Here is a 13,346-nt window from a genome sequence, read left to right as displayed (position 1 = left end):
CTGCCGAGCCACGCCCACAGCCAACGCCACCTCGGCGCAGCCCTTGCCCGCCAGCAGCAGCCGACCCGCCTTCAATCGCTTCTTTGCTGCTTCGCTCAATCGCCTTTGCGCCATGCCAACTTGTCTCCGAGATCGCCCTGGAGACATAACGCTTGAGACGCTCAACGGTTGTCATGATTTACGGAAATATCAATAATGGCCCCACTTACGCCCATGAAGTATTGACAACCAGGGAATTGATCGCTGCTATCACAAGCAATGCGACATGAGAGACTCGCTGTGAGTGGCGGCGCCGGTAATGCCCAGGATCGGCATGCGCGGACCATCACCGGATTCCGCAGTGCGGATGGCCTGCGCGGGCTTTGTCACGTTCACGGAAGCTTTCGTTTGCCCGAACGCACGCAGATCTTTCTGTCCTCCTGCCTTTGAGCGTTCGCCTCAACAGGTGACGCGTTGCCCCACAATCGCCAACATGACAAAGCCCTGTGGGGTGGTGCGTTAGTTCAACGCCGTGACATGCAGTCGCGATGCTCAGTTGCAAAAGACCAAGTCCTTCCGCTTGATATCTTCGGTGCCACGCAACACAAAAACCGCATGGGACGCGTGCAGCACCCAGCAAGGATATGGAATTTACTTTCCCTTGCGCCCGAGCAAGTACCGAGGTGAATTGGCGCAATGGCGGCGAACGGCAGTTGTACGACTAAATGCTGTCGTTGCAGCCTCCACCTCTGAACGGCAGTTCCGGGTCGAGCGGAGACGGTCGAGCCACGAGCTTTCAGCGGTATCCGCGCAGAATTTGAGGTATCGCCTGATACCGCTGCTTGCTGCCGGGCTACCGATCTGAGTTCCGTCAGTTGCAGATAATGCGAGCAGGCGACTATCGAATGCAAGCACGCCGCGCTGAATGCAAGCACAGTTGCAGACAATCCGAGCATGGGCCTCGCGTCAGTTGCAGTTAATCCGAGCAGGAAACCGCGTCGATTGCAAGCACGGCCTCCTTCAAATGCAAGTCGCCACAGATAGTCACCCCGTTCGACCTTGCGCCGCACACGTGTCAGCTGCGCACGCACCACGCCCCGAATGCGCCTTCTAGCTCATGTGGCTCGACGCGCAATGTTCCGGCCAGAGTCCCGATGTCGAACGCATCGGCGGCCCGCAAATCAATGCCCGCGTGGGCGGTGGTAGCTGAGAGCATCGGCAGGGCCTCGCTGAGCTGCTGCCAGTTCAAGCAGTTCAACATCTGGAATTTGGAAATGCGCGACCACGCAGATTCGAGCCTGCAGGTCCAGGCTGGGCGCGTTGTATAAGTTGATGGTGGAAGAACGGCGCCAGCCTGGTTGTGTTGCCACGGCAGTTGCCACGCGCCCGGTTGGAGGTCGTTACTTTCTGGCGCGTGCATAGCCGGACTCGTCGACGCCTCCGTCCCAGATCGCTTTGGAAAAGGCGAAGTTCCCGCAGTCATGTTGCGCGTACTCGCGCATGATGTGCTGGACTGCGCGCGCGAAGAATTTCATCGGAATCTCCAGCTCCCCCAGCAGCTGCGCGCGTTTGTGAGCGTCGTCAAAGGCTTCCCACAGAGCATTGCCTTCCCGGGTGAGGCGCAAGCCGGCGCATTTCGAGTGCTAATCTGTGCCGTGACGTTGCATCACCGCCCACTTTCACTGGGCCGTTTTCTCGATGGCGTCACTTGTGGCGACTCTTGGCGTTGCACCTCTCCAGCCGACGCCAATACCTGATCCACCGCCGCACGCAGTTTTGCGTTCGGCAGTGACATCACATGGGCTCGTACACCGTCAACTGAACTGCGTTGCGCCACGAGCCGAATCGCACGGCGGGCGGCGATCTGCTCGAATCTCTCACGAGCCCCCAAATGCGACGCAACCGGACCCAGCGCAAGGTATAGGCCTGTCGTACCCAGTGCGAGCAAGGCGTGCCCCCGAACATAGAAATCCTCGCCGTATTGGGCCAAATCCAGGAGCAGGTTCAGGTTGTCAGGTGATCGGCCGTAAGCCAGTGCCGCGATCGCGTTGTACCGGAGCGCCGGCTCCGAATTGGCTGCGGCCCCCTCCTGTGCAATGACGCGGACGATCCCGAAATCCGCCTCGCCAAGCGCCTGTAGAGCAACGTTCTTCTCTTGAACATCGTGCATCAACAGGACTTTCACGATCCTCTCTCGGGCAATCAAGGCCGGAAGCTCTGAGCGGCTCACAATCGTCGAGGGCCGACTGCCCCCACCCGGAATCTTTGGGTCAGGCTGACCGCGCTTAGGATCTTCCATTAGTCGATCTCCATCCAGCCATGTTTAATCATCGTCTTGTACTGCGCATAGGCAAGACTGGTGTCCGTAGTCCCGCTGCTCGGAAGCATGAGATTTCCAGCATCGGAGACATGCTCCAGGCCCAGGTAATGACCAAGTTCGTGCCCTATGAGCATTCCCAGATAATCCGCGTGAAGCCGGCGATTCCCATGGACATCGACGTATCCGGTCTTGCTGGCGATGACCCCGCTGTTGTCGCCGGAATGCGAGGTCGGCCCCGGAACACTGCCGTCGATTCCGTCGACACCTCCGCCGACGTTGATGGACTGCACGATGAACGCATCGATGTTGTCGCTCGTACCGGGGCCGGACCAGTCGCTGAGCAGATGGTGAAATTCGTCGAAGCTGTCGATAATCTCGTAGCCGCCAACCTTCGCGACCGGTATGTAACGATCATCAACGTCGAACGTGATGTCCCGACGCTCGTAGATCGTGCGGGTAACCCCGGCTGCGGCATCGAGGTCGGCCCATTCCTGGTCCGTGAAATCCTCGCCAGCGACGCCGGTCACGTTCACCCCGAAACGGAACATCGTGCGCGCCGTGATGGAACCCGACACCGTGCGCCCGTCGTCGGTGGTCATCTGAATCTCTATCGTCATGTCCTTCTTACTGTCGTAGAAGCCAAAGATTCCGCTGCCCTTCGGCGAGTGGAAGCTGATCCATCCGCCCCACGTCCCATGTGCCGGGACCGATATCGCCACGCCGAAATCGCCGCTTCCCTGTTCGACGATATAGCTGCCGACGCCGCTTCCCCAGAACTTCCATATGAACTGCGAATGAACCGCGACGTTGGCACCATCACCGTTGCTCAGCGTCACAGCAACACCCGTGTCGTAGGCCTCGGCGTGACGCACGCCCCTCGCACTCCAGGTGCCGGTGACGACATCGCCGTTCGGACTCAGCCCGAGCGAGAAAGGATTCGACGGGAGAACGGCGCAGGTAATCCGGTACTTCGCCTCGCTGCCGGCGCCGTTCCACAGGCTGACTCTGAACGTGGCCGCACCCGGCGGTAGGGTTTGCCGATTGTCGAAGTGCACGTCGACATGTCCTGCTTCCAGGTCGCTAGAGCTCACCAGGGTCTCGACGACGAACGGCTCGCCGATCCAATCGACCCGGACCGAGACCAGTCTTGGGGGATGCAGCGGACTGGCGGCAAAGTGAACGCGCAGCACGAAGGGGACATTGCTCATGACGCGATCGCCGACCGGTTCGACATTCGTGATCGCGAGGCGCGAATCCTGCGCGAAGACGACAAGACGCCGAACGGCGTCCCGATTCGCCTCGTCGAGTTGACTCACCGCCGATAGGGCGGAAACCGGCCGTGGCGATGCCCCGGCGAGCCTCTCGACCTGCGCGGCCATATCGTCCGCAAGCCCAAATTGCTTGGCCAACCGAGCCCGGTCTGCACGACCCGCAACCCACACATGGATAGACTCGTTGTCCAGTTTGCTATATCGATTGATAGCTCGCTGCGGCAGGATCTTCGTTGTTGTCGTGCTATCGGTCAGGGTGGCCATGTGTTGAACTCCTGATGCCTCGTCAGAAAGCGACAAAATATGCCGACCAGCCAAATTTATGACAATTGGCTCCGCCAGCCCACTCCCCACTGCTATTTCAGCAGGCTATTTCGCGGAATGTTCGCAATCGCGATTCGGTGTTTAAGAAATCGCGTTCGACAAAGCCTTGCGCTCGCCTATTTGTAGGTAAAGGTGGAGCGAAAGTCAAAGACAGACTACTGCGCGTAACGGGGCACTCTTGATCGTCAACTTCTCCGGCTTGAATGGCGATACACAATGTTCATTACGGCGAACCGACGCGATGAACATTTTGTTGAAAAGCGATGAATGGCAACGACCTATCCTACGTTCTCACCCCGTGTGGGCTGGACACAGGCGCGGAAATCGCTGGCTATACAAAACGGTATATTGGTGGACGACAGGAAAAAGCCCGGTTCCCACGCTGGTTGCAAAGCACATGGACCTGTTGATTGCTATCCGCGGTAACCTTTGCTGCTGAGCTTTGCCCGATAAGGGTTCGAAGGTTGCGAAATAACTGTGTCACTGGCGAGGGTGGGCGCCCTCTGTCGGAGGCGCTGGTTTCCAGTCCGCCGAACGGACGCCATCCTCATCCGGCAGCGTGCGGCCACAACCGGTCGTTGGACCGATCCGTTTAGATTGGCCACAATCTCGGTGTCGGTGCGTCCGCGCTGAGCTGATACTAGGCAACGCATCTAACAAATATAAGAAGGGATAACAAGGTCATGAGAAACATGTCCGCGCTGCGCGTAGTACTTGTCTGTCTTGCACTGGTGCTTTCTGTCGTTAGGCTGGCGCTCAGAGAACACTGGCACATTAATATTTTCGAGATCGTTTTCGCCTTCGCGACGCTCGTGGCGATCGCACTTGCGATGCGCAGAAAGCAGCAGGGAAGCCTGTCCACTGAAGGAGCCACGCCAAGTCGGGTACAAGCAAAGAAGCCGACCACGCTTGCCATGGTCTATGTGTTGGGCATCGCGGTCTGGGTCGCATACCTGGGCGGGCAGCTTTTTCACACGGTGATTCATTCCCGGCAGCTTGCGCAGGACGAACAGCGTTGGCTGGCGACGAATGCGACGATCGTGGGCAACTCGCTGCGATCAATGCAGCACAAGAACGGAGGTCAGACCTGGTCACCGGTGTGGGCGTACACCTATTCAGTTGACGGTCAGACCTATCAGAGCCAGAGCATGGCCCTTGCGGGTGGATTCAGCGCTCACTGGTATCCGAGCAGGAACGAAGCCATGCTTAATGCCCAATCGCGCTCGGACGGTAGCGTTGTGGCGGTCTACTATGATCCTGCGGATCCCTCTCGCTCGGTGCTGGACCGGCGAACGATCGGCAACAGCAACGGTGACGGTGTGGTATTGACGTTATCCGTGGTGCTCACGATGTTTCCAGTCGGCGCACTTACCCTGATTTACGTCTCCTGGAAGAAGCGCAGGCAGGTCGGCCAGCAACAAATTGAGCGCATCGAACCTCTCTAGCGGAATCTGATTCACCTCAAGCCGTCCATCACCGAGACTCCTCAGAGATGACGGTGAGCGGGCAATAGACGATGTCACTTATGCGAGGCGAGCGACCGTGTATTAGTCGGCGGAGGCGGCCAGCTGCCAAGGCGACGGTGTTTGTCGCGGTCGCCGGGAAACGTCCGTTTCGAGGGAAGTTGAGTTCCCTTGAGGGTCGACTCATGTCTCCCGCATACGACCTGGGGTTCGAGACTATCGCTGCGCCAGAGCGGCGTGAGGCGCAGCGACGGGGAAGGGACGATCGACTTCGTCGCCCGAATCTCTGACAATCGATTCCGGACGAACTCTGACTGGTGACAAGGAGTAGGCTCAGCGCAACGATGTCTGATTTCCAGGCCGAAATCGGGCTCTTGTGTGGAGTATTCAGCGTTGTCTATGGGACGTTGGCATCCGTCGACAGGTCAACACAGTGGAGCAACCGACGTGACAGTGGAAGGCAAACGGGTAGCGGTCGTCGCGCCGGCAGGCGTTCCTGACATGGACAACCTCGCACAGGCGGTGTCACTGCTTGAGACTTGGGGGTTGTCTGTCTCCATAGGCGCGCACGTGGCTGACCGGTTCCGCTATCTCGCGGGATCCCATCAGCATCGCACTGGCGATCTGCTTGCGGCGTTGTCGGACCCTGCGGTCGATATCGTCTGGATCGCACGCGCCGGCTATGGCTGTGCACATGTGCTGCCAGCGCTGCCCACTACCGTGCCATGCGAGAAAACCGTGATCGGCTTTTCCGACGCGACCGCACTTTTCTACGCGCTGCGGCAGATTCCTGGCATCGGCATGATTCACGGGCCAACGCTCAACGGCCTCGCGACAAAAGTTGACGACGTGTCGCGCCACAGTATCCTCGATACGCTCACAGGGGTTACGCCGGCGCCGCTGCCACTCGAACGTCTGCATGGGCCGGCTGATTCGATCAAAGGGCCGCTTGTCGGCGGCAACCTCACGGTACTCGCGAGTACTGCCGGCAGTCGTTGGCAGCCGCACTTTCGCGACTCGATTGTCGTGCTGGAGGACGTTACTGAACTTGCATACCGCATTGACCGCAGCATCATGACGCTGCGCCACGCCGGCATCCTCGATGGTGCGCGTGCGATTGTGCTCGGGGAATTCGTCCGCTGTCCGTTGCCGGCCGGGGCCGACTACTCGCTCGCGGACGTGCTACTGGACGTGCTGGCGCCGCTCGGCGTCCCAATCTATGGGGGGCTCGCCGTTGGACATGGCGAGCGCAATCTGTCATGGGTAGTTGGGCGACCCGCCCAGATCCGCGAAAGCGTGTTGCTGCGATAGCTTTGCTTTTCGCATACGCCCTACGATCAACGATCGACGGGTCAGCGGACGGGGTTCGGCCATGAACGGCCACGAACGGTCAGTCGACATGGCCGTCGAGATCGTCAGCAATTCGAGAAGCCAACAGATTTGGCCGATGACAGCACCCTTTGATCACTGCTCAAATGAACGAGCTGACTGTTGGTCTCAATGCATGGATTATTCAAGACGGGAACTATGACGACTTCAGGCTGGGCGCCGCTCATGGCTTTTTAGCGACACTGTTGGGGGGCAAACGCGAGTGCAAACCTCTACAGCCTGATCGAAACGTGCAAGGCCGGGGGCATCGATCTCTATCGTTACCTTCACTGGTTGTTCCGGCGCCTTCCTCTGGCGAAGACCGTTGATGACTACGACGCGCTGCTTCCCTGGAAGATCCCACAGATATCCGCTGACCCGCTTCGCTACTACACCTCACGCGCTCTGCCACCTTACTGCGAGGGGCGTCGTTCGTGGATCGCTTACACGTCTTCAGCCGGCCGGTCGCCGCGAACCGCTGCCTCGAGTTCGTGCTCGACGCCAATCGGGAGTGCCGGTTTGCGGCGTAGGGCGAATAGCGGGGGAACAACGGGTCGCCTATCAGTTTCCGGGCGAAAAAGATCGCACGCAAGAGCCAAGCCCTTGGTGTCGCGGTATTGGTGGATGAACTTCGGTTCAAGCCCGTCCGTCGTTATGAACAGGAGACGGGACGGGCAAACCACGAGCGCTACCAGTTGAACCTGTACCCCGCCTGTCCGAACAACGTGCGCCGGTAGTCGCCGCCGATGCTATGCGCGTAACGAAACTCCGCGTACAGCGTCGAGCGTTTGCCGAAGCTGCCGGTCAGGCCAACGCCGAGTTCGTACCAGGTCTTGCCCAACTGGTTGGCGAGCGTCGTGCCACCGACGTTCGTCTGTCCGGGCGAGAAGAAATTGTGCAGCACGTCGGCGGTGAACGACGGGGTCACGCTCGAGGTTTTCGAATCGTTCGACAGATTGGCCTTGAACAACCTGAAGCCGAGACGGCCGCGTAACGCGTTCGTCGAATCCGCGCCGACCTGCGAGATGCCGTCGTCGAAACCGTTCAGATGCAGGTACTGATAGAGCAACTGGACCTGCGGTTCGATGACCAGCCCCGTCCCGCCGAGCTCGAGTGGCTTCCCGGCTTCACCGGAAACGCCGGCGCTGAAGCCATTCTGGGTCGCACTGCCGCCGTAGACGTCGCCGTACCGGTTCCGATAGTGGGTCACTTGCCCGACCCCGTCGATGTAACTGCCGTCGGACAGATAGCGCGTCCAGTAACCGCCGAGCGACTGGGCCTGCGTTTCAACGGTGCCCGTCGCATTCGATAGTTGACCGTTGATGCTGCGCAGTTTGTCGCTGAAGGATGCGGACGTCGAGCCGAGCGTCAGTGTCGCGCCCGCGTGCGTACTGCCGCCGTTCGTGTCGCGCGTGAGCGTCCAGTCCTTGCCAAACTGGGCGAAGAATATGTGCTCGTCGGTCGAGAAGCGGCTGCCCGCGTCGGCATCGAGGTTCTCGCCGCCAATGCGCGCCCAGATGCTGTTGCCGTGCGCCGGCTGCACCGCATCGGTGCTGGCCGCATCGCCGACGCGCTTCTGCAGGCGGCCGAGCACCGAAAAACCGTAGTCCGCGTTGAGCAGCGGCGTGACCGAATAGCCGACCACCGCGGGGCGATACGCGACAGGCGCGGCTGCAGCGGCCGGGCTGACCTGCGATGTCGTTGGCGATGTCGTCGTTGACGTCGTGGGCGAAGTCGTCGTCGGTGTCGTGGGTGATGTCGTCGTGGATGTCGTCTGTTCAAGCTGGGAGCGCAGATACCAGCTATTGGCGTCCGTCGATCCGCCCCGATAGAGCAGATACTGATAGGCGCCGGCCTGGACTGGCTGCGCCAACCGGAAGCTGTTAGCGGCCGAGGTCCCGCCGACGCGCACTAGCTGGATGCCGTCGCCGGCGGTCCGTGCGCCGGTGCCCGACTGCTTGAGCGAGATCGCCGTATTGCCGCTCGCGTTTCCGCCGACGACGAGCTGGTCCGACTGTGACGCGGTGCCGCCCGCGTTGAGCAAGGTGTTGAGGATCAGCCGTCCGGTACCGGCGTAATTGCCGGCAATCTGCAGCACGTTGCCTGCGGTGCCGTTGGCCGCAGCCAGTTGAAGCGTACCGCTGTTCGTCACAGAGCCGCCGACCTGCAGGGTGCCGGTCGAGCCGGCCGCGAACGACGGCAACGCATTGGCCGGGGCAAGCGTGCCGATGTTTTGCACTGAGCCGGCGATCTGTCCGTATCCGCCAAGCGCTGCACCCGCTGCGACGGAAACGTCTCCCGAACCGCTTGTCGCTTGCGGGCGTGACGCGTCGCCGACTGCCAGCGCTCCAGCGGCGATGGTGGTGCCGCCGCTGTAGGTGTTGTTGGCGGCAAGCAGCAGGGTGCCGGTACCCGTCTTGGTGAGCGCGCCAGTGCCGTCGATCGCGCCGGTCAGCGTGAGATCGCCGGTGGTCTGGAAGGTACCGCCGCCCGCGTTGAGCGTGACTGCGCGCGCAGACGCAAAGGTCGCCGTGTTCTGCAGCGTGCCACCGTTCAGCGACAGCGCACCGCTGGCATTGCCGAGGTTGGCATCGCTGGCTACCTGCAGCGTGCCGCTATTGATCGCTGTGCCGCCGCTGTAGGTGTTGTTGCCCGTAAGCAGCAGGGTGCCGGCATCGGTCTTGGTGAGCGCGCCAGTGCCGTCAATCGCGCCGGTCAGCGTGAGATCGCCGGTGGTCTGGAAGGTGCCGCCGCCCCCATTGAGTGTGACTGCGCGCGCAGAAGCAAAGGTCGCCGTGTTCTGCAGCGCGCCACCGTTCAGCGACAGCGCACCGCTTGCATTGCCGAGGTTGGCATCGCTGGCCACCTGCAGCGTGCCGCCGTTGATCGCCGTGCCGCCGCTGTAGGTGTTGCTGGCGGCAAGCAGCAAGGTGCCGGCATCGGTCTTGGTGAGCGCGCCAGTGCCGTCGATCGCGCCGGTCAGCGTGAGATCGCCGGTGGTCTGGAAGGTACCGCCGCCCGCGTTGAGCGTGACTGCGCGCGCAGACGCAAAGGTCGCCGTGTTCTGCAGCGTGCCACCGTTGAGCGACAGCGCACCGCTGGCATTGCCGAGGTTGGCATCGCTGGCTACCTGCAGCGTGCCGCTATTGATCGCCGTGCCGCCGCTGTAGGTGTTGTTGCCCGTAAGCAGCAGGGTGCCGGCATCGGTCTTGGTGAGCGCGCCAGTGCCGTCGATCGCGCCGGTCAGCGTGAGATCGCCGGTGGTCTGGAAGGTGCCGCCGCCCCCATTGAGCGTGACTGCGCGCGCAGAAGCAAAGGTCGCCGTGTTCTGCAGCGTGCCACCGTTCAGCGACAGCGCACCGCTTGCATTGCCGAGGTTGGCATCGCTGGCCACTTGCAGCGTGCCGCTATTGATCGCCGTACCACCCGCGTAGGTGTTGTTGCCGGTGAGCACCGTCGTGCCGGTGCCGGCCTGACTGACTGCGCCGGCACCGGAAATCTGGCCACCAAACGTGTAGGTGTCTGAGCGGTCGAAGGCCAGGGTGCCGTTGTTCGTCACGTCGCCCGCGATGCTGCCCGACGTGCCGCCATTGCCCAGTTGCAGCGTGCCCGCCGAGATCGCCGTGCCACCCGCGTACGTGTTGCTGCCGGTCAGAACCGCAATGCCGGTGCCAACCTTGGTCAGCGCGCCAACGCCGGTGAAGGGCGAGGCTGCAGTGACAGCAAAACCGACAGTGTCGAGGGTGAGTCCGCCGGCGGCGATGTTAAGTCCGGTGCCGGTAAAGCCGCTGATGAAGCCCGTATTGCTGGCGGTCGCGCGCAATGTGGCGCCATCGAAGTTGGCCTGGGCCGTGCCTGCCCCGGCTGTGAGCGCCTGCGTCGCCAAAGTGCCGCCGCTTGAAAGATTGAACGTCGCTTTTCCGGCAACGCCGGTCGCCATGGCCACCGTGTTGGCGGTCACCACTGCGCCGTTGGACGCCGTCAGCGTGCCTTGGCCCCACAGGCCGATGCTGAGTGCCCCGCTGCTCGTCAGTTGCGAGCCCGCGCCCGTGATCGTGGCTGTACCGGTCGACAACCGGTTACTGATGTTTATGCCGCCGATACTGACATTGCCGGCGGTCACGGTACCGCCGCTTTGCACGTTCAGCGCGCCGGTGAGGTTGTTGACGGTGCCAACGTTCAAAGATGTTCCCGCACTCCACTGCGACCCGGAGCCGGAAACATTGGCGGTACCGTTTCTCACAAGGCTCGTAGTCGCCGTGAGCGTGCCGCCGCTCGTTATATTCAGCGTCCCGCTTGCGGTAGTCCCAAAAGCTATGCCGTTGGCGTTCGCCACACTGACGGCGGCGCCGTTGGCAATGTTCAGTGTGCCAGTACCGGCGTTACCGACGTTGGTTATGGCAGTGGTAGACCAGGTTGACCCCGGGCCTGTTATCGTCAAGGTGGCATTGGATCCCGCAACGCTACCAATAGCGTTGTTAGCTGCCGCAGCGTTAGACGACAAGGTGCTGCCGTTCTGAATGGTGAGCGCACTTGTACCTGCCGCCGATCCCATTGTCAGGTTACCGATTGTCGCAGTTGCCGAGCTGGACACACCGAGTACGGTCGGATTGGCAGTTTGCGTGTTGATGGTCACATTGCCGGCCGGCACCGTGCCCGTGGACCAGTTGCTTCCGGTCATCCAGTTGGTACTCGTTGTGCCCGTCCATACTTGCGCGCTGGCCGGCGACGACCAGCAGCCAATGGCCAGCGCACTGGCGACGACGCTGGCGAGCAGCGCCTCGCATCGACCGCTATTCCCGCCACCCTTGCCACGTCGCGTAGCCAATTCCGAGCCGACCACCCAGGTACCCAGCGCCTGGGACCAGATTACGCGGAACATACGATTCATTTTTGATTTCCCCAACGCAGCGAATCTCGAGTTTTAATCAATACACGGCATCCGCCAATTGCTGGCATTCGATATAGGCGAACGCCAGCACAGGCCTCCGTGTACGCGGCCCAATCCAATTGGAATTACTATTTTCTATGTCGGTAAACGTCGCTTGATGCCTAGCCCGTACGATGGGCTGCTGCCGGCTTACGGCGGAGCGTTTTGGGGAGCGGGATCGCCGAACCAGGCCTTGCGTGAATGGGTCGGTAGAACGCAATCGCTTTGTTCCAAGCCTTCACCTAGATGTTTCCTGTCGGGATATTCATAGTTATCGTCTCGTCGGTGTGCCCGGTGACAATTTGCCTGTTGCGCGATGTGACACCATGCACGCGGCGCCATCGTTTCGACGGTGGCGACTCGCCGCGCGAATCAGTCATGACGTGACCCGCGAACCCTTGCCATCGCCGCCTTTCCCTGCATTCAACGTGTGCTATTCAAACCGCAATCACTTTCCAAAAATTTCAATGCATTCTTAAGTATTGCAACGCCTTTGTCCAGACGGCGCGTTGAACGAAAGCAGCGAATTAACAATTGTTTTTAACGAACCGAATATTTGACTAGATCGGAGTAGGGAAAGCCTTACTCGTTATTAAGGAATATCTGGCCGGGTCATCGCTCGGGTGCTGCAATGAAATGTAAATCGAGGGTTGGCCGGGATGGGCCACGAGGTTCTTCCCCACCTTGGCACGGGTGGGCGGCTCCGGCGGAACGCTGAATCCGATCCCCTTGCGCTGCTGCTCGTCAGCCGCACGGTGCGCGGGCGAATGGCTTCCGGAAGACGATGCTGACGGAAAACCGCCCCCATCACGTCGCAGTCGTCGCTGGCATAGGGGACTCTGTCCATTCCGGCGCCGCGCAACCGGCTAGACTATCCCGCGCTGGCGTACGGAGCGGACCTTTAGGCTGAACTCGGGCGACTGATCGACGCGGCGGTCTCGGCCGCTCCGCGCGACCATTTCTTCCTGCCCTGGAGGTCGCGCGCTCGCTTTCATGCTGGGGCGACCGCAAGAGGCGCTGGCGCGGGGGGCGAGGTGCTGCTGGCGGCCCTGCGGGGGGCCATACCGCGACGGTGAACATCAGAAACGGGACCGAAACAATGAACTGGCTGTGGACGTGGGGCGGCATCAGCTTCGGCTATCGCGAGGGTGACAATCTGTGGACTTACGATGGGCGCCATGTCGGCCGTTTTGCCGGTAGCGACGTCTATGCCCCGGATGGGGCGTACCTCGGCGAACTCGCGGGCACTCACCGCCTGATCACCTGCCAGGCGAAGCTGGGCTCGCGTCAGGCTGGCTTCACGCCCTCCTGGAGGCGGGTTGTCTACGCGTCTTACGCCGACTACAGCGGCTACGCGCTGGACGAGGGCCACGAGGATTTTCCGGCCCCGGGACACTGCGATGACACGCGCCACGAAGGCAGGCGGCGAGCGCAGACCAGAGGGCGGCGACCTGCCGATGCAGACGTATCCGGAAACAGCACCTGGGAGTGGATCACTGGTCGCCTAATCCGTCCGGCCACGTTGGCGATCCCCGGTAGTTGGACGGCCGCTTTAGCGAGACCTGAATGATGATCATGTAGCCGGCCTCCTCGCCGCGGTTATGCGACGAGGGTTAAAGTCAGTTTGCGAACGCACTTTGACCCTGCGGAGACCGACATGAACTATTGTGGCATAGACCTGCATTCGAACA

8 protein-coding genes and 2 pseudogenes are annotated in these 13,346 nt (G+C 61.1%); 4 read left to right on the top strand and 6 right to left on the bottom strand.

Annotation, left to right across the window (positions count from 1 at the left end; all coding sequences use genetic code 11):
* From C0Z16_RS39240 to C0Z16_RS36170, 5 genes and pseudogenes are all read right to left on the bottom strand, one after another.
* Window positions 1–114 (bottom strand): annotated as a pseudogene (locus C0Z16_RS39240) (IS630-like element ISCARN39 family transposase); the annotation flags it as partial.
* 940 nt (window positions 115–1,054) lie between these two features.
* Complete coding sequence (locus tag C0Z16_RS37660) at window positions 1,055–1,399, bottom strand: hypothetical protein (protein WP_146014414.1); 345 nt, start codon at window positions 1,397–1,399, stop codon at window positions 1,055–1,057.
* The gene (locus C0Z16_RS36180) at window positions 1,380–1,604 is read right to left on the bottom strand and encodes a hypothetical protein (protein ID WP_244201505.1); all 225 of its coding nucleotides are present in this window, start codon (window positions 1,602–1,604) and stop codon (window positions 1,380–1,382) included. Before C0Z16_RS36180 ends, C0Z16_RS37660 begins: the two co-directional genes overlap by 20 nt.
* Window positions 1,605–1,645: 41 nt before the next feature.
* Window positions 1,646–2,164: a HEAT repeat domain-containing protein gene (locus C0Z16_RS36175; protein ID WP_146014413.1), complete on the bottom strand. Its 519-nt coding sequence runs from the start codon at window positions 2,162–2,164 to the stop codon at window positions 1,646–1,648.
* A gap of 113 nt (window positions 2,165–2,277) precedes the next feature.
* Window positions 2,278–3,834 carry a hypothetical protein gene (locus C0Z16_RS36170; RefSeq protein WP_146014412.1) on the bottom strand — a complete coding sequence of 519 codons (1,557 nt, stop codon included), beginning with the start codon at window positions 3,832–3,834 and terminating at the stop codon, window positions 2,278–2,280.
* Between the two features lie 752 nt (window positions 3,835–4,586).
* Between C0Z16_RS36170 and C0Z16_RS36165 the strand changes: the two genes are divergently transcribed.
* The 3 genes and pseudogenes from C0Z16_RS36165 to C0Z16_RS36155 all read left to right on the top strand — a co-directional run.
* Window positions 4,587–5,339, top strand: a complete 753-nt coding sequence (locus tag C0Z16_RS36165) for a DUF3592 domain-containing protein (protein WP_158244578.1) — start codon at window positions 4,587–4,589, stop codon at window positions 5,337–5,339.
* Window positions 5,340–5,804: 465 nt separating this feature from the next.
* A complete protein-coding gene (locus C0Z16_RS36160; protein WP_102636738.1) occupies window positions 5,805–6,668 on the top strand; it encodes a S66 peptidase family protein in 864 nt (287 codons plus the stop codon).
* Between the two features lie 232 nt (window positions 6,669–6,900).
* Window positions 6,901–7,088 (top strand): annotated as a pseudogene (locus C0Z16_RS36155) (transposase domain-containing protein); the annotation flags it as partial.
* A gap of 325 nt (window positions 7,089–7,413) precedes the next feature.
* On the opposite strand, the gene C0Z16_RS36150 reads toward C0Z16_RS36155, so the two are convergent.
* Complete coding sequence (locus C0Z16_RS36150; protein ID WP_102636737.1) at window positions 7,414–11,616, bottom strand: autotransporter outer membrane beta-barrel domain-containing protein; 4,203 nt, start codon at window positions 11,614–11,616, stop codon at window positions 7,414–7,416.
* 1,138 nt (window positions 11,617–12,754) lie between these two features.
* On the opposite strand from C0Z16_RS36150, the gene C0Z16_RS38495 reads away from it, so the two are divergent.
* Complete coding sequence (locus C0Z16_RS38495) at window positions 12,755–13,225, top strand: hypothetical protein (protein WP_175130783.1); 471 nt, start codon at window positions 12,755–12,757, stop codon at window positions 13,223–13,225.
* The last annotated feature ends 121 nt before the right edge of the window (window positions 13,226–13,346 follow it).

The sequence above is a fragment of the Paraburkholderia rhynchosiae genome (assembly GCF_002879865.1).
GTDB classification, from domain to species: Bacteria; Pseudomonadota; Gammaproteobacteria; order Burkholderiales; family Burkholderiaceae; genus Paraburkholderia; species Paraburkholderia rhynchosiae.
The sequence above is the reverse complement of the archived record's forward strand: the minus strand, read 5'-3'. Positions and strand labels throughout refer to the sequence as shown.